Source organism: Vibrio sp. 2CM40D (genome assembly GCF_023161825.1).
GTDB lineage: Bacteria > Pseudomonadota > Gammaproteobacteria > Enterobacterales > Vibrionaceae > Vibrio > Vibrio alginolyticus.
Genome location: NZ_JALNTL010000009.1, coordinates 100,135 through 125,427, shown reverse-complemented (window position 1 = coordinate 125,427; position 25,293 = coordinate 100,135). Strand labels below are relative to the sequence as shown.

Sequence of the window (25,293 nt, the reverse complement as noted above, 5' to 3'; positions counted from 1 at the left end):
GGGATGCTCATGGCATCCCTTTTTTACGTCCAGTGTTTAGTTCATGGTTTAATTCATCCAGCCAGCGTATTTTGCGACTAGAAACAGGGCAACACCAGCCATAATTCCCGCCACGATATCATCAACCATAATACCCAGCCCACCGTGAACTCGCTTATCTAGCCACCCAATTGGCCAAGGTTTTACCATATCGAAAAAACGAAATAAGATGAAGCCAGTGATCAACCACTTCCATTCAGTGAGTGGAATATTCAGTGCAGGTACAATGCTCATCGTAATCCAAAAGCCCGCAAACTCATCCCATACGATTGAACCATGATCATGTACTTTCATGTCTGCAGACGTCACTTGGCATATTTGAATGCCGATCACACACGAAATCAGAACAACAATGACATACGCCGTAAATGGTAATTGTGCCAACAGCAAAAAGAAAGGCACGGCCGCCAGTGTGCCCATTGTTCCAGGGATAAACGGGGATAATCCACTGCCAAAACCCGTCGCCAATAGATGCCACGGATTCTTTAATGAAATCAGAGAAAGAGGGTTGGTCATATCCTTAAACCTATACTGCTAGTTTGGTTTCAATCGTCATGCCTGCGAGTTACTCAATAGTAACAGGCTCTTGGCTAGAGCTTAGCTCAGATCATTTAAAGTGGTCGAAGCCACTTAAGTCCCAATCAAGTGGTTGATTGTTATCATGCAGCTCGAAGGTTCCATTTGGTCGGATTTGACCAATACATGTGACCTTACAGCCAGTATGAGATAAAGCGCTTTGTAACGAGCCTCGATTTTGCTCCGGCACGGTAAAACACAACTCGTATTCTTCGCCACTTGCTAAAGCATACTGCTGCGCGCTGATCTTATCATCTAAAAACTGGACTAATTCTGAAGAGATCGGTAGCTGAGAGACATCAATACTAACCCCAACCTGAGATCGCTGTAAAATGTGCTTAATATCAGAGATTAAACCATCTGAAATATCTATCGCCGACGAGGCTAAGCCAACAAGAGCTTGTCCAGCAAGCACACGCGGAGAACTAAGGTAATGAGCTCGCTCTAGTGCTTCCGCGCCGGCTCTGCTGCGCAGAGAGTCATCTAGAATCACATCCAAGCCAGCTTTTGCATCGCCAAGGTTTCCCGTTACATATACCCAATCCCCAGGCTTGGCTCCGGATCGCGTGAGCGCTTTGTCTTCAGGTACAAAACCTTGCACCGTGAGTGTCAGACACAATGGCCCTTTGGTGGTATCACCGCCTATTAACTGAATACCATAGTAATCAGCCAGTTCGAAAAATGCATCACAGAAAGGAGCAAGCCATTTTTCATCTGGCTCAGGCATCGTTAATGCAAAGCTCACCCACGCAGGCGTTGCGCCCATCGCCGCCAAATCACTGATGTTAGAAGCCAATGCTTTGTGTGCGACCCATGCTGGGTTCGCGTCGGCTAAGAAATGCGTTCCAGCTACCAATGTATCCGTGCTAATCGCAATCTGAACATTAGCTGGCGCTTTGACCAAAGCGCAATCATCACCAGCGGCTAGATGGACATCTTTACGTTGGCTCTGACGACCGACGAAGTATTTGTCTATCAGATTAAATTCACCAGACATAATTCACTTACTTTTTGATGTAAAAGCTTTTGATACAAAAAAGGTCAGCATGTGCTGACCTTTTCATTGAAGAAATCGTTATTTCTTACGAATGTGAGGTGCTGCTTTATCAAGTACACCATTCACAAACTTGTGGCTATCTTCTGCTGCGAAAACTTTTGCAAGTTCAATCGCTTCATTGATAACAACTTTGTAAGGAACATCTTCGCGACGAGTCATCTCGTACATAGCAAGGCGAAGAAGAGCAAGTTCCATCATATCTAAATCCTGCATAGGACGAGAGATGTATGGACGAATTTTGCTATCTAGCTCAGCGTGGCTAAGTACAACACCGCTTAATAGTTCACGGAAGTAAGCTACGTCTGTCTCTGGAGCAGCAAGCGCTGGCTCAGATGCATGAAGTTCTTCTTCATCGTATTTGTCGCCAGACAAAAACTGTTCTTCAATCTTGGCAACATTCTCTTTAGTAATTTGCCATGAGTAGATCGCCTGTAGAGCGAATTGACGTGCGTTACGACGTGCGGCTGGTTTCACACTGGCCCCCATTAGGAATCAATTTCAGATAGTACATTAATCATTTCAAGTGCGCTTAGTGCAGCCTCTGCACCTTTATTACCAGCCTTGGTTCCTGCGCGTTCAATCGCTTGATCGATCGTATCAACAGTCAAAACACCAAATGCTACTGGAATGCTGAATTCCATAGACACTTGTGCTAGACCTTTGTTCATTTCACTACAAACATAGTCAAAGTGAGGCGTTCCACCGCGAATAACAGACCCTAGAGAAACAATAGCGTCGAATTTGCCAGTTTTAGCAACACGCTGAGCTACTAGAGGTAGTTCTACGGCACCTGGACAACGCACAACCGTGATGTTGTCTTCGCTTACTTGTCCGTGACGCTTTAGTGTATCGATCGCACCAGAAAGTAGGCTTTCGTTAATAAAACTGTTGAAACGAGAAATAACGATAGCAATTTTTGCATTTGGCGCTGGGAAGCCACCCTCGATCACTTTCATAAGCTTTCCTTTAACTCTATTTATAAGTGAAATATGTTCATCAAGTGAGAATCGCCGGATTCTAGCACAAATTTGTGAGCAATATCTAATGGAAATTGGAGGCAAATCACCGGTTCCTAGCCATTGACGAGTTAAGCACGTCAAAGACTAGGAACTTATTGTTCGGTTGTTACTCGCAGACGTACTCAACAACGTTCAGACCAAAACCACCTAACGCGTGGTACTTTTTGTTGGTCGATGACAGAAGGCGCATATCATGTACACCGAGATCCGCAAGAATCTGTGAACCAACGCCAACACGGCGAGACGTGCCTTGTTTTTTAGCAAGCGTTGGGGCTTCACCTTTGTCTTGCGCTTCGAACATCTTCACGCGATGAATAAGTAGATCGGTCGATTCTTCATGGCCAAGAACAACCAGCACACCGCCTTCTTCACCAATGCGTTTCATTGCCTTATCTAGTGTCCAGCTGCGCTCTGCATTACGATCGCTACGTAGTAAGTCGGTAAAAACGTCTTGAAGATGAACGCGAACCAGTGGCGCTTTTTCTTTCAAATCGCCCTTGCACATTGCGTAGTGCACTTGGTTATCAATGGTGTCTTTGTAAGTGACTAACGTGAACTCGCCAAACTCTGTCGGTAGCTTGCACTCTGCCACACGTTCAATCGTTGTCTCAGTGTTATTGCGGTACTCAATTAGGTCGGCAATAGTGCCCAATTTAATACCGTGCTTCTCTGCAAAGATCTCTAGATCTGGGCGACGAGCCATGGTGCCGTCGTCATTTAAGATCTCAACAATCACCGATGCTGGCTCTAAACCAGCAAGACGAGCCAAATCACAGCCAGCTTCAGTGTGACCTGCGCGAGTCAGTACACCGCCGTCTTGAGCTGCGAGAGGGAAGATGTGACCAGGCTGCACCAAATCCGCAGCTTTAGCGTTTGGCGCGACTGCTGCTTGAACGGTACGTGCGCGATCTGCGGCTGAAATACCAGTCGTTACCCCTTCTGCTGCCTCAATCGAAACAGTAAAGTTGGTGGTGTATTGCGCATTATTGTCTTGCACCATTGGTGGCAGACCTAGACTTTCGCAACGATCTTTGGTCATGGTTAAACAAATCAGGCCACGGCCATAGGTTGCCATAAAGTTGATGGCTTCCGGCGTAATATGCTCGGCAGCCATGATCAAGTCACCTTCATTCTCGCGGTCTTCATCATCCATTAGGATGACCATTTTGCCTGCGCGAATATCATCAATAATTTCTTGTGGCGTACTGATTGGCATAGTCTGTTATCCCGTTATTCTAAATTTGTTATTGCGACAGCAATGAAAAATTACGTTGCAGTGAATGCTAGTTAGGTCAATAGTTTGAGCTTTGCATTAAGCAAGTCAATGAATCTCGCGGTGTTCTGTGAGTCTGCTCTTTATCGCATGCCTCACGCAGCCACTCCCAAGACTTATGCAAAACCGTTTTGCTGTAAAAAGTCCATCGTGATACGAGACTCGGCCTTATCTTCTTGTTGTCCTTGCAGTAAACGCTCCATATAACGCGCAAGTACATCAACTTCTAAGTTGACTTTGCGCCCCACTTGAAACTGGTCAATCGTAGTTTCTTCACTCGTATGAGGAACGATCGTCAGCTTAAAAGCATTTTTACGTAAGTCGTTGACGGTTAGGCTAATACCATCAACAGTAATCGAGCCTTTCTCTGCAACGTACTTGCTAATTTCCGCAGGCATTGCAACCCAAAACTCTATCGCACGGCCAACTGAATTGCGTTCGACAATTTCACCAACCCCATCGACATGGCCAGAAACGATATGTCCACCCAATCGCGTTGTTGGCAACATGGCTTTTTCTAGATTCACCTTATCGCCTACTTGGTAATCAGCAAACCCAGTTTTCTTCAAGGTTTCTAATGACAGATCAGCACTGTAATAGTGGCTTCCGAAGTCAACTACCGTTAAGCAAACACCATTGGTCGCAATGCTATCGCCTAACTTAACGTCTGACATATCAAGCGTACCCGTTTCAACCGTGACGGTGATGTCTTCGCCCTTCGGCGTAATCGCAGCTAACTTGCCCACTGCTTCTACTATTCCTGTAAACATACTATTTCTTATCTAATTTCATTACGTTTTATCGTGGCGGTGATGCGAATGTCTACCCCAACCATACGAACGTCTGTAATGTTTAAATCTATGACGTCAGCCATAGCGCTTAACCCTAAAGCACCGATAAGCCCCCGACCATCGCTGCCCATGAGTTTTGGCGCAAGGTAAACAATGAGCTCATCTACAAGATTAGCCTTTATCATCGCACTCGCTAGCGTAGCTCCAGCTTCAACCCATAAGTGATTGATGTGGTGCTCATCCGAGATACGTTTTAATGTCGTTGATAAGTCAATTTGGTCAGCGCTGTCCAATAGAGGGATACAGTCTCCATCAGAGCGAACAATAACTCGTTCTCCATCGGTATGGAACAGCTTGAGCGCATCAGTTAAATGGTTCTGACGGTCTAAGATTACACGTACTGGTTGACGAAGCTCTTCTTGTAAATACTGCGCTTGAACACTATTAGGTAAGTCATCCCAGCGCACATTGAGTGATGCATTATCATCAATCACCGTTTTGCTAGTAGAAAGAATGCCACCACTTATCGCTCGATAACGCTGCACATCTTGGCGGGCCGCTGGGGAGGTGATCCATTGGCTCTGACCATTATTGAGTGCGCTTTGCCCATCCAAACTGGCCGCCATTTTTAATTGAACAAACGGCATGCCTGTACGCATGTACTTTATAAAACCAGGGTTAAGGGCAAGGGCATCTTGCTCTAACAAGCCGATTTGAACTTCAATTCCGGCATCACGTAACATCTGGATGCCGCGACCTGCAACTTTCGGGTTTGGGTCTACCATGGCGCAAACCACACGTGCCACTTTCGCTTTAATCAGCCCTTCGGCACATGGCGGTGTACGGCCGTAATGAGAGCAAGGTTCTAGCGTCACATAAGCGGTTGCACCAACTGCTTTTTCACCCGCCATGCGCATCGCGTGCACTTCGGCATGCGGCTCACCAGCACGATGGTGATAGCCTTCACCGACAATTTCTTCATCACGAACGATGACACACCCTACATTTGGATTAGGGGCGGTGGTATAAATGCCACGTTTCGCTAACTTAATAGCTCGTGACATCATGGCGAAATCTAAATCAGAAAACGCGCTTTCAGGAGTGTGTTGAGTCATGAGCTACTCAGTCTTCTAGGCGGGCAATCTCTTCGCCAAACTCGCGAATATCTTCAAAGCTGCGGTAAACGGAAGCGAAACGAATGTAAGCCACCTTATCGAGCTCTTTGAGCTGGTCCATGACTAAATTACCAATCATTTCACTCGGAACCTCTCGCTCACCCGTCGCACGCAGTTGTGATTTGATCATACTGATCGCTAACTCTATAGAATCGGCACTCACTGGGCGTTTCTCTAAAGCTCGTTGAATACCGCCAACCATTTTATCTTCATCAAATGGTTCACGGTTGCCATTCGATTTGATCACTTTAGGCATCACTAACTCTGCGCTTTCAAAAGTAGTGAAACGCTCGCTACACGCCAAGCACTGACGGCGACGTCGAACTTGATGGCCATCAGCCACTAAGCGGGAATCAATAACTTTGGTATCGTTCTCGGAACAAAAAGGACAATGCATATCACCTCCATATCTATACCAAAATAACCTCATGAGCAATCACGGATAACCACGCGTTCATGGTTATACGGACTCTATTAAAGCTATTTGGGTATAACGCTTTCAAACCGAAATAAAAGCTCATGTAGTGTAGCGGAATTGGTATGTTAGACAAAACAAAAAGGGGCGCAAAGGCCCCTTTTTCACTCAAGATCTCGTCGAATGTGTTAACTGCGTGCTAAGTAGTTCGCTTTACCAACCCACTTGTAGCTAGTTAGCTCTTCTAAGCCCATCGGACCGCGTGCATGTAGCTTTTGCGTAGATACTGCGACTTCTGCGCCAAGGCCAAATTGCGCACCGTCTGTAAAGCGCGTTGAAGCATTCACATAAACCGCCGCCGAACCGACAGAATTGATGAACAGTTCTGAGTTTTCCAAACTATTGGTCATGATCGCATCTGAGTGGCTCGCGTTATGGACACGCATATGAACAATGGCATCTTTCACATCAGACACAACTTTTACACCAAGAGTGTAGCTCAACCATTCCGTATCAAAGTCACCTTCAACAGCATCGCGAATTTGTGTTGCTTGAGCCATCAGTGCTTTTGCCTTAGGCTCTGTCACGAAGGTCACTTTATCGTTCATGCGCTCTACGATCATTGGTAGGAATTGCGCTGCAATTTTTTCATGCACGAGCAGCGTATCTAATGAGTTACACGCAGATGGACGTTGAACTTTAGAGTTCTCAACCACATTCAGGGATTTCTCTAGATCAGCGGATTCGTCGACAAAGATATGGCTGATACCAAAGCCACCAATAATCACCGGAATCGTGCTGTTTTCTTTACACATTTTGTGTAGGCCAGCACCACCGCGTGGAATGATCATGTCGACGTAATCGTCCAACTTAAGCAATTGAGAAACAAGCTCACGATCTGGTTTTTCAATGTACTGCACAGAAGCGGCTGGAAGGTTCGCCTTTGCGAGCGCAGACTGAATAACCTTCACTAATTCCATATTCGAGAAAAAGGTCTCTTTGCCACCACGTAAAATGCTTGCGTTGCCGGTTTTCAAGCACAACGCTGCAATATCAATGGTTACGTTTGGACGCGCTTCATAAATTACGCCCACGACACCAAGCGGCACACGACGACGAGACAGTGACATCCCATTTTCCAGTACCTTACTGTCTATTTCGCTGCCTACAGGATCGTTCAAGCTAATGACGTTGCGAACATCATTCGCAATTGCAGTCAGTCGTTCTTCATTAAGCAAAAGGCGATCGAGCAGCGCATCGGTTAAACCCGCTTCACGGCCAAGTTCGATGTCTTTAGCGTTTGCCGCCAAAATAGCAGCAGAGTTTGCTTCTAGCTCATCAGCAATGATGGCTAATGCTTGGTTCTTTTGCGCAGTTGACGCTGTCGCTAATTCGAAAGCTGCATCTTTAGCAGCTTTACCCATATTCGTTAAATCCACTTTGCTTCCCTCTAATTCTATTCCTGAATGACGACCAAATCATCGCGGTGAATCACCTCAGAGCCATAATCATGCCCCAAAATAGAGATGATATCTTTACTGTGTTTACCAGTAATTTTAGTTAGGTCATCACTTGAGTAGGCGCTGATGCCACGAGCCACCAACTTACCGTGAGCGTTTGTTACACGCGCCACTTCGCCTCGTGCGAAGTCACCACTAACTTTGATGACCCCTTTAGCAAGTAGGCTACTGCCCTTGCCGACCACAGCATTGACTGCACCATCATCAATAACGATGTCGCCCGATGCCGCAGGTCCCGCTAGAATCCAGCGTTTACGGTTCTCTAAGGCTTCAGCGCAAGGTAGGAAGCGCGTGCCCTGAGGTTCAGCACTTAAAGAGTCAAAGATAACATTCGGCGCACTACCAGCAGCAATAATAACCTCGATACCTGCGCGGCGAGCGATGTCTGCGGCTTGCAGCTTCGTTGCCATACCACCAGTACCCAATGTTGTACCGCTTCCACCTGCGATTTTACGCAGCGTATCGTCGATGGTTTTTACTTCCTTGATAAGCTCTGCGTTCGGATCTTTACGAGGGTCAGCAGTAAACAGACCTTTTTGGTCCGTTAAAAGCAAGAGCTTATCTGCACCACATAAAATGCCTACCAAAGCGGAAAGGTTGTCGTTATCGCCAACTTTAATCTCGCTAGTCGCAACGGCATCATTTTCGTTTACGATAGGAACAATATCGTTCGCAACGAGCGCATTAATAGTGTCACGCGCGTTAAGGAATCGCTCACGATCTTCTAAATCGGCACGGGTTAGTAGCATTTGGCCAATCTTGATACCATAAATACCAAACAAAGACTCCCATGTTTGAATCAAGCGACTCTGCCCCACCGCGGCAAGTAACTGCTTACTCGCCATCTCGTTGGGCAATGCGGGGTAACCAAGATGCTCACGGCCTGCTGCAATCGCACCAGACGAAACCATTACGATTGAATGGCCTTGTTTTTTAAGCTCAGCACACTGGCGTGCTAACTCAACCATGTGTGCACGGTCGAGTGCCAGAGTGCCGCCTGTCAGCACACTTGTACCCAGTTTCACAACGACAGTTTGTGGTTGTGAAACAACTGCATTTTGTTGATTCGTTGTCATGATGTCTTCTGAAGTGAAAAACAAATAAAGAGAGGATGTTTTAACAATCAAATAGGGAATTAACAAGAGAAAAGGTGCGTTTTCGCACCTTTTTGTTTGGTATTAAATGAAAACAACCAAATTAAGCGAAATCGAAAGACTCCGTGTGATATTCGACTTCTAATTTGAAGTGTTCTTCTAAAGTATCAACCAGCTTTTGATGGAATGTGCTCTGCGTGAGATACACTTCCTCTACCACTTTTTTGGGAAGGGCTTCAGATACCCATTGCCCTTCTTTGTTGTACTTGCCAATATGATATTTAGCAGTAAAGCCTCCCTCGATGGATTCCAAATCCATCCACCAGCCCCAAAATTCACGCTTCTCAGGCGATTTTTTGTCGTCTACACATACAGATAAACAATCAAAATAATAGCGCCCTTCTTGCGATTGTGGTTCGCGCAGGTAAGGCCCTATCGCCTTCAACTTTGACATCAAGCGAAAGTGAGTCGGGCCCTGAGTCGTCTCTGACATATGAATCTCCGTTTTCATAGTTAAAAGTAAACACCCAAGAATGATTATTATTTTTAATTATCATGAGCTTATTTTTTGCTCAGATATATCACTCTTAACTAATTTAGGAGAATTGTCACCCTAATAATTCATCTTCTAGCCACTTTATGGCTAAATCGAGGGATTGCTCATATCCTTTTGTAATTGTTTTGGAACTGATTTTTTTCGCTCTACCATACTGGCTAAATAGAGCAACAAGTTGATTATCACTGTGTGGCGACACTGGATCGCCTTCAAGACTCAAAGCCAAAATAGGCACTTTGGTTTTTCGACTGCTCAGGAAGCCCTGAACCTTCAATGACCACGCCATCATCTGACCAGCCATGCTATTAATATCAACCGCATTTTTCCCCAAACGGGAAGCCAAAAGATCTAAATACATCTTCGGCATTTTTTGTAACTTCTGAGGGGAAGTAAAAATATCATGTACGGGTGCGCCTAGAGCGACACAAGCTTTGATCTTTTCCTGCTCGACAAAAGAGAGTCTGATCATGGCATTACCACCAAAACGAAACCCAACTAACCCCACTTTGTGATGATCAACCCAAGGTAGCGAGTAAAGCTCATTCAATACCGCTTGATGTAGGCAACTTGAATTCTCGGTCAAGGGCCAATGAGAGCTATGCCCTACTGAAGGCATGTCTACGGTTAACATCGCAATATCTCGCGGTGCAAGACGATTACGGAACAAACGCCACATGTCGGTTTGTAGAGTATCCAAACCAGCGCTCACCATGACCACAGGCAACTGTTTATCCGTTCTTGGTAAATGGAGGTTCGCGATGATTTTGCGATTTTGGTAAGGCACTTCAATTTGCTTGATGGTGTACTTAGTTTTTTCTGCGCCGTCAGAATACGCTTTGTTTGCCAGTACTTGAGCCTGCGATGCCAAATTGTCATTTTTTAAATGTGGGTAGCCTGCAATACTAAAACACAAAGAAGCAGTGAAGAGTTCATCCGCTGCCTCTTCTCCTTGCATTTCATTTGCTCGCTTCTGATGATCCATACCAAGCTTGATCCACTCAAATGTCCAGTTACCACTGTGATAACCCATTACAGTGTCTAACCAATCATCATTGGTTCGCGAGTGAGATGATGAAGCAATTTTGGACAGTACGCCTTCCATTTCGATCGGAGACAATCCTTGCCAAGCCCATTGCAAGCGACGCAAATGACGATACCAAGCACGATCACCCTGCGCTTCTCGTTCATCAAGTATTTTTTTACTGGTCGGCATGTACTGGGTAAGCGCGGAGGTTTCTTTTGCTTGCTTATGTTTCACGAACAAAGTTTCGGAAAGATTTTTACTGACGTCTTCAGACATAGGAAGAACCCTAGGCTATTAGCATGATTTAATATCATAATAAAAAAAATGCCCCTATAAAGGGGCATTTCTCAATATTCTTTAACCGCGCTTATTTTTGCTTGCGGTTTACTGGCTCAGCATACTGGATTGACATATCCCAAGGCTGCTCGATCCAAGTGTCTTGAGCAATATCTACAACGTAATCATCCAGCAGCTCTTTGCCTGATGGTTTCGCACACACAGCGATCATTTTCGCTTTTGGATACATCTCACGTAGTTTGCGCGCTGTATCACCACTGTCTACTAGGTCTTCAACGATTAGGTAACCTTCGCCATCACCTTCAGGTGCTTTTAGTACCGTCATATCGCGCTGATGATCATGGTCGTAGCTTGAAATACAGATTGTATCAACGTAACGAATACCCAGTTCACGAGCTAAAATAGCGCCAGGAACCAAACCGCCGCGGCTTACCGCCCAAATTCCTTTCCATTGCTCAGCTGGCATTTGTTTCTCAGCCAGTTCACGGCAGTAAGTCTGCATTGCATCCCAAGTGATAATGAATTTTTTACTCATTGTAATAACCTAATAATTTGAAAATATGCATCCTCAAAATCTAGCGAAGTCACTCAAAAGCGGAATGCTCACTAACTTCTCCAAAATGTTTGGAGACGAGGATTTCAAGCTGCGCAAACGATTATTCTACCGAAACACACCGCTAATACCAACGGTGATATCAAAATTCTCTGCCTATTCCGCAGAAAAACCGTCTTCTGTGAACAACGTAAAAAAGAAAAAGCCAGCGTGAATAAATCCACACTGGCTTTTTGCTCGAGAAATTAACCGACGAGGTATTTAACGATGAAGATGGCTGACATCACCCATACACTCATCGACACTTCACGGCCCTTACCGCTGAATAACTTGATCGCCGCGTATGCGATAAAGCCTAACGTGATACCTTCTGCAATCGAGAATGTTAGCGGCATAACTAAACAAGTCACAACAACTGGGGACGCTTCAGTTAGGTCACGCCAATCAATGCTTACTAGCCCAGACAGCATCAAGATCGCCACATAGAATAGCGCACCTGACGTTGCATAAGCAGGGATCATACCCGCAAGTGGTGAGAACAATAGAGCAAGTAGGAAGAGTACACCAACAACCACGGCTGTTAGACCAGTACGCCCACCCGCAGCCACACCAGAAACGCTTTCAATATAAGATGTCGTGTTAGAAGTACCAAGTAATGCACCTACTGACGTTGCTGTTGAGTCTGCAAGTAACGCTTTGTTTAAACGAGGGATGTTGCCATTCTCATCAGTTAGACCTGCTTTTTGAGAAACGCCAACGAGCGTACCTGCGGTGTCAAATAAATCGACAAATAGGAAAGCAAATACGACGGAAATCATGCCTACTTCAAACAAACCAGAGAAATCCAGTTGCATGAAAGTTGGCGCAATGCTTGGTGGCGTTGACATAATACCGCCCCACTGCACATCACCAAATAGAAGACCAAGCGCTGTAACGCCAAGAATAGCGATCATCACCGCACCTTTCACACCACGGTGAACCAATGCAATCGTAAGAAAGAAGCCAATCGCGGCCAATACAGATGGCAATGATGTGATCTCTCCCATAGAAACTAATGTCGCTGGGTTATCAACGACAATACCTGCATTTTTTAATGCGATAAACGCTAAGAAAAGACCAATACCAGCTGAAATACCTGTTCGTAGAGAATGCGGGATCGAGTTAATAATCCACTCACGGATCTTAAATACGCTTAAAAGAATGAACAGAAGGCCAGAAACAAATACAGCCGCCAACGCAACTTGCCACGTATAACCCATTCCTAATACAACAGAGTAAGTAAAAAATGCGTTCAGGCCCATTCCTGGTGCCTGTGCGATTGGGTAATTGGCAACAAATCCCATGATAAAACAGCCGATTGCGGCAGCAAGACAAGTTGCGACAAAAATGGCGCCACGGTCCATACCGGTATCCGACAGGATCGCTGGGTTTACAAAAATAATGTAAGCCATAGTTAGGAAGGTTGTAACACCTGCAATGATCTCAGTGCGCACATTTGTGCCATTTTCACTGAGTTTAAAAAGCCTCTCGAGCATGATCGAATCCTGTAAAGGTAAAAAGTAAACGGTTGCGTAATCGATTGGCGGGAATTATAAAGTTATCAAATAGCAAATTCTAGATAGAATCTTCACTCTAATGCGTTTTTTTTCTTTGGATATGAAACACATTCTCTAACCCATCAAAGCAAGTAAAGAAATATATTCTTATAAAACAATAGGTAACCCAGATAACACAGTTCTCTAAAAGAGAATAAAAACTGAGCAATGTACTAAACTTTCAGATGAAAAAGGCCCATTTTAAACATGGTATCTAACAGATTTGATGGAAAAGTCGATAAAACCGAAGAATGGGGAATAGAAGAAGGCTTTGATGGCAATAAGTGAGTCAGGAAGAGAAAATAGAGATAAAAAAACGCCACCCAATTTGGGTGGCGGTGAATCATGTCAGCACTATCACTGAAAAAAAATTCCAATTTATAGGGGTGAACAAACTGTTCGAGTCACATGCGTTGACTTCACTTAGTAGCCAAAGCTTGTTGGGTATACAAAGTTACCGGTGTAAACAGACTTGCTATTCCAGAACATTGTACTTGGTAAACCTTTCATAACTATCACCTTTTAAATCAATTAAACATTCGTTGATTTCTCGGTTCCTTGGAGGCGATAAAACGGACTCATCCTTTGAGCATTTCATTCTTCTCTCAGAAGCTGGTTACAAATATACCACCAAGAAATTTAATTACAAGCATTTTAGTGATTGGAATCACAAAAAATACATAAATTGACCTTTATCAAAGTTTATATGTAATTAAATTACAATTTTATGAATTAAAAAAATAAAGCCACTTTCAGAATGTATGATAGAGAACACATAGTGCTTGTTATTGTATTCACAAACTGTGACAGTTCTGAGAGAAATCCTTGTGATCGCGACTACTCGTACTCCTTATCTGGTGGTATGCTAACGGCAATTTGAAGGCCAAATCGTCTAGCATTTAATGCTACCTTGACAACATTTTTACGGTATATATTTGGCAAAGCACATCAAAAGGAGTCCTCCGTGTCTGAGTTCCATTCTGAGATCAGTACCTTATCACCTGCTCCACTTTGGCAGTTTTTCGATAAGATTTGTTCTATCCCTCATCCATCGAAACATGAAGAAGCATTAGCACAGTACATTATCAACTGGGCAACAGAGCAAGGCTTTGACGTTCGCCGTGATCCAACCGGTAACGTGTTCATCAAAAAGCCCGCGACACCAGGAATGGAGAATAAGAAGGCTGTTGTACTTCAAGCACACATCGACATGGTGCCGCAGAAAAACGAAGACACTGAACACGACTTCACCAAAGATCCAATCCAACCTTACATCGATGGCGAATGGGTAACTGCGAAAGGCACGACGCTTGGTGCAGATAACGGTATTGGTATGGCTTCTTGCCTTGCTGTATTGGCATCTAAAGATATTAAGCACGGTCCACTCGAAGTTCTGCTGACGATTGATGAAGAAGCAGGCATGACTGGCGCATTTGGCCTTGAAGCTGGTTGGTTAGAGGGTGAGATTCTTCTAAATACAGACTCTGAGCAAGAAGGCGAAGTCTACATGGGTTGTGCAGGTGGCGTTGATGGCACCATGACTTTCGATATTTCTCGAGAATCAACGCCTGCAGGTTTTGTAACACGCCAACTGACGCTGAAAGGCCTAAAAGGTGGTCACTCAGGTTGTGACATTCACACAGGTCGCGGTAATGCCAACAAATTACTTGGTCGTTTCCTTGCCGGTCATGCTCAAGAGCTTGATTTACGTTTAGTCGAATTCCGTGGTGGTAGCTTACGTAATGCAATCCCTCGCGAAGCGTTTGTTACTGTCGCGCTTCCTGTCGAAAACCAAGACAAACTTGCTGAGCTGTTCAACCACTACACTGAGCTGCTTAAAACTGAATTGGGTAAAATCGAAACAGGTATCGTAACCTTTAATGAAGCGATCACGACTGACGCGCAAGTATTTTCAATCGCCGATCAGCAACGATTCATTGCGGCACTTAACGCTTGTCCAAACGGCGTAATCCGTATGAGTGATGAGGTGGAAGGCGTTGTTGAAACTTCTCTAAACGTTGGTGTGATCAGCACAGAAGAAAATAAAGTCACCGTGCTTTGCTTGATTCGTTCTCTCATTGACTCTGGCCGTAGCCAAGTGGAAAGCATGCTGCGCTCGATTACTGAGCTAGCAGGCGCACAAATTCAGTTCTCAGGCGCTTACCCTGGCTGGAAGCCAGATGCAGATTCCGAGATCATGGCAATTTTCCGTGATATGTATGAAGGCATTTACGGTCATAAGCCGAACATCATGGTCATCCATGCTGGTCTTGAGTGTGGCCTATTTAAAGAACCATACCCACACATGGATATGGTTTCTTTCGGTCCAACAATAAAATTCCCTCACTCTCCAGATGAGAAAGTGAAGATTGATACTGTTCAGTTGTACTGGGATCAGATGGTCGCGCTTTTAGAAGCGATTCCAGAGAAAGCATAATTCAATCACGAAAAATGACAAAGGGTGCCATACGGCACCCTTTTTTTGGTTTAGTTGAACCCAACTACACACGGTTTTGCGCGTAAGCGGCTAATTCATCCATTGAGGTTTGTGCAGCAACTTCACCATCAATGTAGTAAGTAACAAACTCACCATCGCGTACACCCATGAGTGTCGCCTTTTCACCGTTACTGTAAGTAATATCCATTTGAACAGTGTTCTCATCGATTTGCTGCATTCGCCCCTGCTCAATGACACGGTTATCCGCTAATGGTGCGATTGGTGCCGTCGTTAACGACTTATCTAACTGGTGATTGACATCAATGTAAGTATCTACCTTTGTATCGAAGATATGTGGCTTACCATTTAACGGGTTCTTACCCGTCCAAAATTCTAGAGAGTTAAACACGATATAATCCGCTGCGATCGCGACACCATAAACAGGCGCTAAAAGCATATTTAGACCACCTCGAGCGTAACGGTTGTCAACAGCTTTCAAGTTAAACCCCATAACATAACCTGTCACGGCATTACTACCTACGCAACCTGAAAGTGAAACTGCTACCGCAGTCAATGCACCAATTTTAGCAATTGCCTTTTTCATCAAAACCTCTAGTTAGAAAGTGTGAAACCTCAAATTCGGCGCGGATATTATCGGATAAAAAGTAGGGTTAAAAGTCCGTTTTTTTGTCCTCCATGAACAGTATTATTTTTAATACAGTCACATTTTTTAAGGCTATTATTGCGCACTCTTCTCTATGTCTTGTTATGTATTAAACTGATAGAAAAGATCATATTGAAAACAAAAACTTCACACATACCAAAATTTCACGCATGACGATTAAAGTAATTTGTCGTGTCCTTAATGAGAATGATTAGTGCGATTTTGCAGCAATTGTTACATTGCTGATGACGCATTTGACAGAGATGGTTTATGGCCAGAAGTAAAAAAAGCAAAGTGTTTGAGCTCTTAGGACATCAAATACAACCAGGACAACGATTAGAGATCGAATTTGAAGCAGCGAAGCTATATACACATTCGCCTTTATCTATTCCTGTGGAAATCATCCATGGGAAACAAGAAGGACCAGTGTTAATGGTGAATGCTGCTATCCATGGTGATGAGCTTAATGGCGTAGAAATCGTTCGTCAGATCATTAACCAACTGGATCCACAAAAACTGAAAGGCACTGTCATTGCAGTACCTATCGTTAACGTTTTTGGTTTCATCCATAAATCTCGTTACTTGCCCGACCGACGAGATCTCAACCGTTGCTTTCCTGGCAGTGAAAAAGGCGCACTTGCATCTCGTATGGCACACGGGTTCTTTAACAACATTGCCAAGCGTTGTGACTACATTTTGGATCTACACACAGGGGCAATTCATCGCACGAACTTGCCACAGATTCGCGCAAACTTAAGCAACCCAGAAACTCTACGTATTGCTCAAGCATTTTCGACGCCAGTGATTGTTGATTCAGCATTGCGTGATGGCTCTTTACGCAGTGAAGCAGAAAAATGTGATATTCCAGTGCTCACCTACGAGGCTGGCGAAGCATTGCGTTTTGATCCACTTTCGATCAGCGCTGGTGTGCTCGGGGTTCGGCGCGTAATGCAAGCCATTGGTATGTTGCGAGCGAGCAGGAAAAAGCTGCCTGAGCCTATCATAGCGAAGTCCACCAGCTGGGTTCGCGCGTCAGGTAACGGCATTTTGCGTACTGTCGTTAATCTGGGAGACAAAGTAGAACAGGGTGAAACGCTCGCTTATATTAGCTCTCCTCTTGGTCATGATGAGATAGAACTAAAAGCCCCGAAGCGTGGTTTGGTTATCGGTCAACAAACATTACCGTTGGTGAACGAAGGCGATGCAATTTTCCACCTTGCCTATTTTAACCAAGGTGATAATGCTTTAGAGCAAGCAGTCGAAAGCTATATTGAAGGCCTCACTGAATTCGATGCCGAGCCGCTGACCACCGGACAGATACCGTTAGAAACTCAGTAATTCCTACCAAGTAGGGGCCTGATTAGCTCAAAAGGAGCAACAGTGCTCGCACTATCTTGTTTAAAGCCAATAAGCTCAGCGTCCATGATGCTGGGCTTTTTGTTTTATGTACGCTAACGATACTTATCGTAGTTTCCACGAATGGATAAAAAACTTTACAATCCGTCGCAAAAACACATTTGATAATTAATCTCATTATCATTTATTAATCGTAATAATGTTCTTATAATCCCAGCTTCATAAAAACACTATAAATCATCAATATGAAACGATTAAAAAGTCATCCATTCAAAGTAAATCTCATTTCACTGGCTTTGCTCTTCCCTTTTTATTCATATGCCGAGACAGCGCCAAATGAAGAGCTTGAAGTCATAGGCGTTCGTTATGCCAAACCTATTACCATTGCTGAGCCTGCGCAAACCACCATTAATTGGTCAGAGATTGAAGAGCAACAGTACTCTAATTTTGCCTCAATGATCGATGCCGTTCCCGGTGCATCAATAGATGGTGGCGGTCGTTCTGGTGGCGAACGTATTAACATTCGTGGTTTTGATGATCCAAGCGATATCGCCGTCTTTGTCGATGGCGCTCCAATTGGCTTTCAACAATACCGCTACGGTACCTTCTTTTTTGATCCGTTCTTAATTGGCGAAGCAGAAATTATCAAGGGCGCGCACGACTATCGAGCACTCAACGGGAAGTTTGGTGGCTCCATTCGCATTAAAACCAAAAGTGTCGATGATCTCCTGTACGGCGACAGAAACTTTGGTGCTCGCATCTCAAGTGCATACAACACCAACGGCGATGAGAACGCCTACACGCTAACACTCTATGGTAAAAACGATACTGGTTTTTATTTTCTAGCGAATGGCTCGGTAAAAGATTCTGATGACATTAAAGTCGGAGGTGGTGAAACGCTGGATTACTCAGGTTATGAGCAAGAAAACATGCTCGTAAAGGTCGGTTATGAAAACAACGATCACGAGTTTGAAATTAGCCACACTCGCTACAAAGATGAAGGTCGTAAACCTTGGGCTAACCGCCGCGGAAAAATGCCTAACATCACCGAATACAATATCAAGAAATACGGCTCATTAGAAAAAGCCCAATACGCTTACACCGTCGATAACAAATACACGGACAACACCACGACCATCTCTTACCACTACATGCCGACTAACCCGTATATTGATTTCAATATCAAAATGGCACGTTCCGAAAACGATCGTCATTGGGTTCGCCCTGACGTAGCATTCGAGAAAATGTTCGTTTCTGTTGGCAGTTACGGTCATGAGTCATGGCTGAGTTACGAGCGTGACTACGTTGATGTGTTTAACCAAGCACAATTCGGAGACCACACTCTAGTCACTGGGCTTCAATATCAAAAAACCGATAGAGACTCGTTAGTATTCAACGCATCATACGACAGTAATGAAGCGAAAAACTACGGTTGGTACACCCCTTACTACGAACCATCTGGCACGCAGTCAATTTATGCCGCTTACATTGCTGATCACTATCAAGCAACAGACCGCCTAACAATCACACCTTCTCTGCGTTACGAATACATCAAGAGTGAAGGAAAAGGGAACGCAGCGCCGGATTATAATGATCCAGCTGCCGGACATAACTACGGTGAAACGACGCATAAAGGCTTTAGCCCACGTTTGGATATCGACTTTGATGCGAGCAATAATACGCGTTTAAACGCCTCCTACGCCTACGCTTTAAAAGCACCAACCGTTGATAACATCTACTCAGTGCAATATGCGCGAGCTACCGCTACGGCTACTGCTTTGAATCTGGACGTGTCTCGTATCCATGCTTATCAAGCAAGCGTTATCAACTTAACGGAAGGGCTGGTGAACTCTCGCGATAACCTCGCAACAGAGTTAACTATGTTCTATAACGATGTTAGCGACACAGTTGATATACGAACGGGCGAAAACCTCGACAAAAATACTACTGAGTTACAAAGCTGGAATACAAACTTAGATGGCTTTAAAAACTATGGCTTTGAGCTAATTTCACAATACCGGATTGAAGATTTCTACAGTAATTTCTCAGCAAGTTACATTCGCGGCAAAAACAAAGGTAGCCTATCTGACTCTACAGGTTCAGATGATGATCATCCTGATGTACCGCCATTAAACATTAATCTGGGTTTAGGTTACGAATGGATTCCTGGTTTACGTACGGGCTGGGAAGTCCGTTGGTATGATGCGCAAACCAAAACCAAGGCAAGCGGTAACAATTTAAAAGTGAAATCGCCAAGTGAGCAATACACGCTACAAAACGCTTACGTGGTTTGGGAAATACAACAAGTCGAAGGCTTGAGCGTTGGCGCGGTTGTGAAAAACTTAACCGATCGTTACTACGAAGCATACCTATCTAATGGCGTGCCTTCGCCTGGTCGCGAAGTCAAACTGCACCTCACTTATCAATACTAACCATACCTAAAAGATGCAGGGCAGACATTAACTGCCCTGTTATATCGTATCCAATGGCCATAATTGCACGCCGTTTTATTTATCAGTATTATCATTTCCTTTTGCTTGCATACACATTATGAACAATCTAAAAACACGGCTTCTTCTGATTTGCTTCTTCCCTGTAGGTAGCCTAGCGCAAGCTTCTGAGAACATTGCAGACTACTTACAAGAACAAAGCAAGCACCAAGTTTCAGAAGATTTTTACGCACAGCCAACAGCAAATAACCTGAATCTAGATGCAAAAACTAACTCTTTAACTTGGCACGAAGATGGTAAGCCGGATCACTGTCGTTACGCCAAGCAGCCCAAAGACGTCGCAACACATTTCGACTACGGTGAAGCAAACGATCTATCTGACGGCTTACAACACTTTGATTTACCGGAAAGACATTCTGCAAAGGTCAAATCGACACATCGCACTTATGCTAATAACCCTCACCTTCTTCCTGGCAATAAACAATTTGCAGCCCCTGAAGACGGCACGTTTAGCCTGTCCGTATCATCGGATTGTTTTTAGCCGATATAAATAAAAAATGCCCTGAGACAAAACTCAGGGCATTTTCACTATTTGTTTGATGGGTAACGTCACCATCTCACCGATTTAAACTTATTCTTCGTCAGTGTCTACTTCGGTTTCACGTGCTTTGCGGGCTTCTTCTTTACGAACTTTTGCCGCTAGTTGTTCTGCTTCACGCTCTTGACGTTGCGCTGCTTTACGCTCGTTACGAACCACTTGGTTTTGGATAAATCCAGCCAGTTCTTGTTCAGCCCAAGCTTGTGCTTTCTCTTCGCTGTCAAAGCCTGTTTCACGCTTTGATACTACAGTCTTACGAGATGTCACTTGGCGAGTGATTTCTGCGCTCCAGCCGTTACGTTTTTCAGTGACGCGGATAGCAAATTTTGGATTCTTAGACATTTCTTTCATTTCCTAAGGGATTTAGGGATCAATCAGGGATTCGGTCAACTTGATAACTCCATCTAAGCTGAGCTGTTTAACACCATCCCTTGGTAAGCGCGGTATTAGAGCATAAAAGTAATCTAAACGCTGCAAGTTTTTTACGCTAGATAATAGATGACAAAGAAGAGGCAGAACAAAGCAACGTTTCGCCAAGTCACTAGAAAGAGCGACGAAGAAAAAAGAGTGATAAGAAAAAAGAAAGCGCTGGTCTCTCAACCAACGCTTTACTTAAGCTAGATTAACCTTTGGTTAATTAACCGATATTCTTACGGGCATTTTGGAACATACGCATCCAAGCGCCATTTTCACCCCAACCTTCCGGAGCCCAAGAATTTGCAACTGTGCGGAATACGCGCTCTGGGTGAGGCATCATGATAGTTACGCGACCGTCTGCTGTTGTTAAACCGGTAATCGCGTTTGGCGAACCATTCGGGTTGTTCGGGTATTGTTGTGTTGGGTTACCGAGGTTATCCACGTAACGAACCGCAACCGTACCTGATGCTTCAATCGCTGCTAGGTGCTCTGCATCACGTACTTCTACACGCCCTTCTCCGTGGGAAACCGCGATTGGCATACGCGAACCAGCCATGCCGTCGAAGAATACAGAATCAGATTTCTGAACTTCAACTAGACTAAAGCGCGCTTCAAAACGCTCAGATTCGTTGCGCACAAAACGTGGCCACAAGTCTGCACCTGGGATCAGCTCTTTCAGGTTTGATAGCATCTGACAACCGTTACATACACCTAAAGAGAACGTCTCTTCACGGTTGAAGAAGGCTTGGAACTGTTCACGAGCTTGTGCGTTAAACAGGATAGACTTAGCCCAACCTTCACCCGCACCTAGTACGTCGCCGTAAGAGAAGCCACCACAAGCTACTAGGCCATGGTATTCATCCAGTACCGCTTGGCCTGTTAGGATATCGCTCATATGGATGTCGGTTGCTTCAAAACCAGCTCGGTCAAACGCTGCTGCCATTTCGACGTGGGAGTTAACGCCCTGCTCACGTAGGATTGCCATCTTAGGTTTAGCACCTTTCGCAATGTACGGTGCTGCAACGTCTTCATTTACGTCGAAGCTGAGCTTAACGTTTAGACCAGGGTCAGAGTTGTCTTTCTTAGCTTCGTGCTCTTGGTCTGCACACGCTGGGTTATCACGTAGACTTTGCATCTTATGCGTTGTTTCAGCCCAGATAACGCGTAGTTCGGTACGTGAACGTTCAAGCACAACTGCATCACCAGAAGTGATAACAAAGTCGTCTGAAGCTTCAACAGAACCAATCACATGTGAGCATGCCTCTAAGCCGTTTGCCGCCAGAGTAGATAAAACTGAATCTAGATCATCATTCTTAACTTGAACAACCGCACCTAGCTCTTCGTTAAATAGAACGGCTAGCGCATCATCACCCAGCTCTGCGATGTTCGCTTTTACGCCACAGTGACCCGCGAACGCCATCTCAGCCAGTGTAACAAAAAGACCGCCGTCGCCTTTATCGTGGTAAGCCACTAGCTTGTCATCACGTACTAACGCTTGCATTGCATCAAAGAAGCCTTTTAGCTGCTCTGCATTATCTACGTCAGCAGGTTTGTCACCCAGCTGTTTGTATACTTGTGCCAATGCTGTCGCACCTAAGCGGTTTTTTCCGTTACCCAAGTCAACAAGAACTAGAGAGGTATCTCCTTTGTCAGTGCGTAGTTGTGGAGTCACGGTCTTACGTACGTCTTCCACACGACCAAATGCCGTGATAACTAGCGACAGTGGAGAAGTGACTTCTTTGCTCTCGCCGTTTTCTTCCCACTTGGTTTTCATCGACATGGAGTCTTTACCAACTGGGATCGTCAAACCTAACGCAGGACACAATTCTTCACCAACCGCTTTCACTGCTTCGTAAAGACCCGCATCTTCACCTGGGTGACCCGCTGGAGACATCCAGTTCGCAGACAGTTTAATGTGTTTAATATCACCGATGTCTGTTGCCGCAATGTTCGTTAGTGACTCACCAACGGCTAGGCGAGCCGATGCTCCAAAGTCTAGTAATGCCACTGGCGTGCGCTCACCCATCGACATTGCTTCGCCATGGTAAGTGTCGTAGCTTGCCGCTGTTACTGCGCAGTTTGCTACTGGTACCTGCCAAGGACCAACCATTTGATCACGAGCAACCAGACCCGTTACTGTTCGGTCACCGATAGTAATTAGGAATGTTTTTTCTGCAACAGCAGGAAGACGAAGTACGCGATCCACCGCTTCATTAAGCTCTATACCATCACGAACAATGGCAGGGCTTTCCACTTTTAGTGTGGTTGCGTCACGGTGCATCTTCGGTGGCTTACCAAGCAGGATATCCATTGGCATATCGATTGGCGTATTGTCGAAGTGAGAATCTTCTAGCGTTAGATGACGCTCTTCTGTCGCCACACCCACCACTGCATACGGTGCGCGTTCACGCTTACAGATGGCGTCGAATGCTTCCATGTTTTCTGGCGCTACCGCTAGAACGTAACGTTCCTGTGATTCGTTACACCAGATTTCCAGTGGGCTCATGCCCGGCTCATCGTTTGGTACATCGCGTAATTGGAACTTACCGCCACGCTCACCGTCGTCGACAAGTTCAGGCAATGCGTTAGAGATACCGCCTGCACCCACATCGTGGATAAATGCGATTGGGTTATCGTCGCCTAACTGCCAACAACGGTCGATCACTTCCTGACAGCGACGTTCCATCTCTGGGTTTTCACGCTGTACGGAAGCGAAGTCCAGATCTTCTGCTGACTGACCAGATGCCATGGAAGATGCCGCACCACCACCAAGACCGATGTTCATTGCCGGACCACCAAGTACGATTAGGCTCGCACCTACAGGGATCTCTTTCTTCTGTACGTGTTCATTGCGGATGTTACCCATACCACCAGCAATCATGATTGGTTTGTGGTAACCACGAATTTCTTCACCCGCATGAGAAGTGACTTTTTCTTCGTAAGTACGGAAGTAACCCAATAGATTTGGACGACCAAATTCGTTGTTGAAAGCCGCGCCGCCAAGAGGGCCTTCAAGCATGATGTCTAACGCATTCACAATACGACCCGGCTTGCCGAAGTCGGTTTCCCATGGCTGTTCAAAACCAGGAATACGTAAGTTAGAGGTTGTAAAACCAACCAGACCCGCTTTTGGCTTACCGCCGATACCCGTCGCTCCTTCGTCACGGATTTCACCGCCTGAGCCAGTCGATGCGCCCGGCCATGGAGAGATTGCCGTTGGGTGGTTGTGCGTTTCTACCTTCATCAAGATGTGCGTATCTTCATGGTGGTACGTGTATTGACGAGATTTAGGGTCAGGGAAGAAACGCCCCGCTTTAGAACCTGTCATAACGGCTGCGTTGTCTTTGTATGCAGACAGCACATAGTCAGGTGTCGTTTCAAAAGTGTTTTTGATCATTTTGAACAAAGACTTAGGTTGCTCTACCCCGTCGATAGTCCAATCTGCGTTAAAAATTTTGTGGCGACAATGCTCTGAGTTCGCCTGAGCAAACATCATCAATTCAATGTCGTTTGGGTTACGCCCAAGCTTAGTAAAGTTCTCTACCAAGTAATCAATTTCATCTTCTGCGAGTGCCAAGCCAAGGGAAACGTTTGCCTCTTCAAGCGCAAGACGACCGCCAGCTAAGATATCAACATGTGCGACAGGCTTAGGCTCTGCAACAGTAAATAATGCTGATGCGGCTTCAAATTCTGTGAATACTGTTTCCATCATGCGGTCGTGAATTAACGCTTTAACAGCGTCAGCTTGAGCTTCTGAGAGAACAACTGAAGATTCGACATAATAAGCCGTACCACGCTCTAGACGTTTCACTTTCTCCAGACCACAGTTAACAGCGATATCGGTAGATTTAGAAGACCAAGGCGAGATAGTGCCAGGACGAGGCGTGACAAGAAGTAGAAGACCTTCAGGCTCATGCTCTTCGATGGTTGGGCCGTAAGTTAGTAACTTTTCAAGTTTTTCTAACTCTTGGTCATCAAGGTCTGACTTTAGATCGGCAAAGTGCATAAACTCGGCATAAATGCCAGTTACAGGCAGATCTTGTTCACGACAAAGTTCCAGTAGTTTATTAACACGAAACTCAGAAAGAGCTGGGGAGCCACGCAAAATTCTCATGTGCTTAGGTCTCTTATGCAATTGATTAAGGTGATATTGGAATAAATTCAGACACTTAAAATAAGCCCTGTCGAACCTATGCCGATTCCACCTCGTCATTGCGAGCGCATTATATAGTAATTGTTTTTGTGATGTAACACCAAAAGCAACCGTTTGCGTCATTTTTTTTGTCAAATTTGAATTACAACTAAAATGTCGATAAAACACACAATGTCACGTTATAAGTGTGTGATTCACTTTGCCCCATGAGCTCGCTTTGATATAAAGGCAAAT

Annotated in this window: 21 protein-coding genes; 4 read left to right on the top strand and 17 right to left on the bottom strand. The window is 45.0% G+C overall.

The features are described from left to right. Positions 1–48: 48 nt before the first annotated feature. From pgpA to MTF70_RS19200, 14 genes are all read right to left on the bottom strand, one after another. Positions 49–555, bottom strand: coding sequence for a phosphatidylglycerophosphatase A (pgpA, locus tag MTF70_RS19265; RefSeq protein WP_005381569.1), 507 nt, complete (start codon positions 553–555; stop codon positions 49–51). 91 nt (positions 556–646) lie between these two features. Beyond that, positions 647–1,612, bottom strand: coding sequence for a thiamine-phosphate kinase (thiL, locus tag MTF70_RS19260; RefSeq protein WP_047102095.1), 966 nt, complete (start codon positions 1,610–1,612; stop codon positions 647–649). A 78-nt stretch (positions 1,613–1,690) separates the two neighbouring features. Further along, complete coding sequence (gene nusB / locus MTF70_RS19255; RefSeq protein WP_005381571.1) at positions 1,691–2,158, bottom strand: transcription antitermination factor NusB; 468 nt, start codon at positions 2,156–2,158, stop codon at positions 1,691–1,693. Further along, on the bottom strand, positions 2,158–2,628 hold the full coding sequence (gene ribE / locus MTF70_RS19250; RefSeq protein ID WP_005381572.1) for a 6,7-dimethyl-8-ribityllumazine synthase: 471 nt from the start codon (positions 2,626–2,628) through the stop codon (positions 2,158–2,160). The genes nusB and ribE overlap by 1 nt, the downstream gene beginning before the upstream one ends. Positions 2,629–2,797: 169 nt before the next feature. Further along, positions 2,798–3,907, bottom strand: coding sequence for a bifunctional 3,4-dihydroxy-2-butanone-4-phosphate synthase/GTP cyclohydrolase II (gene ribBA / locus MTF70_RS19245; RefSeq protein WP_005381573.1), 1,110 nt, complete (start codon positions 3,905–3,907; stop codon positions 2,798–2,800). Between the two features lie 173 nt (positions 3,908–4,080). Continuing rightward, the gene (locus MTF70_RS19240) at positions 4,081–4,734 is read right to left on the bottom strand and encodes a riboflavin synthase (RefSeq protein WP_005383626.1); all 654 of its coding nucleotides are present in this window, start codon (positions 4,732–4,734) and stop codon (positions 4,081–4,083) included. Positions 4,735–4,742: 8 nt separating this feature from the next. Then, complete coding sequence (gene ribD, locus MTF70_RS19235; RefSeq protein ID WP_205460842.1) at positions 4,743–5,870, bottom strand: bifunctional diaminohydroxyphosphoribosylaminopyrimidine deaminase/5-amino-6-(5-phosphoribosylamino)uracil reductase RibD; 1,128 nt, start codon at positions 5,868–5,870, stop codon at positions 4,743–4,745. A 7-nt stretch (positions 5,871–5,877) separates the two neighbouring features. After that, positions 5,878–6,327, bottom strand: coding sequence for a transcriptional regulator NrdR (nrdR, locus tag MTF70_RS19230; protein WP_005381578.1), 450 nt, complete (start codon positions 6,325–6,327; stop codon positions 5,878–5,880). A 206-nt stretch (positions 6,328–6,533) separates the two neighbouring features. Continuing rightward, positions 6,534–7,784, bottom strand: coding sequence for a glutamate-5-semialdehyde dehydrogenase (locus MTF70_RS19225; RefSeq protein WP_025768889.1), 1,251 nt, complete (start codon positions 7,782–7,784; stop codon positions 6,534–6,536). Between the two features lie 17 nt (positions 7,785–7,801). Beyond that, complete coding sequence (gene proB, locus MTF70_RS19220; protein ID WP_005383771.1) at positions 7,802–8,941, bottom strand: glutamate 5-kinase; 1,140 nt, start codon at positions 8,939–8,941, stop codon at positions 7,802–7,804. A 121-nt stretch (positions 8,942–9,062) separates the two neighbouring features. Further along, positions 9,063–9,452 (bottom strand): sigma factor-binding protein Crl, encoded by a 390-nt coding sequence (gene crl, locus MTF70_RS19215; protein WP_005381584.1) that lies wholly within the window; start codon positions 9,450–9,452, stop codon positions 9,063–9,065. Between the two features lie 115 nt (positions 9,453–9,567). Then, positions 9,568–10,815 (bottom strand): esterase FrsA, encoded by a 1,248-nt coding sequence (frsA, locus tag MTF70_RS19210; RefSeq protein ID WP_005381586.1) that lies wholly within the window; start codon positions 10,813–10,815, stop codon positions 9,568–9,570. 91 nt (positions 10,816–10,906) lie between these two features. Beyond that, positions 10,907–11,371, bottom strand: coding sequence for an oxytetracycline resistance phosphoribosyltransferase domain-containing protein Tet(34) (tet(34), locus tag MTF70_RS19205; protein WP_005381590.1), 465 nt, complete (start codon positions 11,369–11,371; stop codon positions 10,907–10,909). A 263-nt stretch (positions 11,372–11,634) separates the two neighbouring features. Next, the gene (locus tag MTF70_RS19200; protein WP_005381592.1) at positions 11,635–12,924 is read right to left on the bottom strand and encodes an NCS2 family permease; all 1,290 of its coding nucleotides are present in this window, start codon (positions 12,922–12,924) and stop codon (positions 11,635–11,637) included. Positions 12,925–13,948: 1,024 nt separating this feature from the next. On the opposite strand from MTF70_RS19200, the gene MTF70_RS19195 reads away from it, so the two are divergent. After that, on the top strand, positions 13,949–15,421 hold the full coding sequence (locus MTF70_RS19195; protein ID WP_005381594.1) for an aminoacyl-histidine dipeptidase: 1,473 nt from the start codon (positions 13,949–13,951) through the stop codon (positions 15,419–15,421). Between the two features lie 64 nt (positions 15,422–15,485). On the opposite strand, the gene MTF70_RS19190 is transcribed toward MTF70_RS19195, so the two are convergent. Continuing rightward, entirely contained in the window at positions 15,486–16,025 is a 540-nt protein-coding gene (locus MTF70_RS19190) for a DUF3332 domain-containing protein (RefSeq protein ID WP_005381596.1), read from the bottom strand. Positions 16,026–16,355: 330 nt separating this feature from the next. Between MTF70_RS19190 and MTF70_RS19185 the strand changes: the two genes are divergently transcribed. From MTF70_RS19185 to MTF70_RS19175, 3 genes are all read left to right on the top strand, one after another. Continuing rightward, entirely contained in the window at positions 16,356–17,423 is a 1,068-nt protein-coding gene (locus MTF70_RS19185; protein ID WP_042521202.1) for a succinylglutamate desuccinylase/aspartoacylase family protein, read from the top strand. A gap of 263 nt (positions 17,424–17,686) precedes the next feature. Continuing rightward, entirely contained in the window at positions 17,687–19,873 is a 2,187-nt protein-coding gene (locus tag MTF70_RS19180; RefSeq protein ID WP_205460841.1) for a TonB-dependent receptor, read from the top strand. Positions 19,874–19,991: 118 nt separating this feature from the next. Beyond that, positions 19,992–20,432: a hypothetical protein gene (locus MTF70_RS19175; RefSeq protein WP_005381599.1), complete on the top strand. Its 441-nt coding sequence runs from the start codon at positions 19,992–19,994 to the stop codon at positions 20,430–20,432. 90 nt (positions 20,433–20,522) lie between these two features. On the opposite strand, the gene MTF70_RS19170 is transcribed toward MTF70_RS19175, so the two are convergent. Continuing rightward, entirely contained in the window at positions 20,523–20,831 is a 309-nt protein-coding gene (locus MTF70_RS19170; protein WP_025998700.1) for a DUF3622 domain-containing protein, read from the bottom strand. 295 nt (positions 20,832–21,126) lie between these two features. Beyond that, positions 21,127–25,020 carry a phosphoribosylformylglycinamidine synthase gene (gene purL, locus MTF70_RS19165; protein WP_205460840.1) on the bottom strand — a complete coding sequence of 1,298 codons (3,894 nt, stop codon included), beginning with the start codon at positions 25,018–25,020 and terminating at the stop codon, positions 21,127–21,129. Between the last annotated feature and the right edge of the window lie 273 nt (positions 25,021–25,293).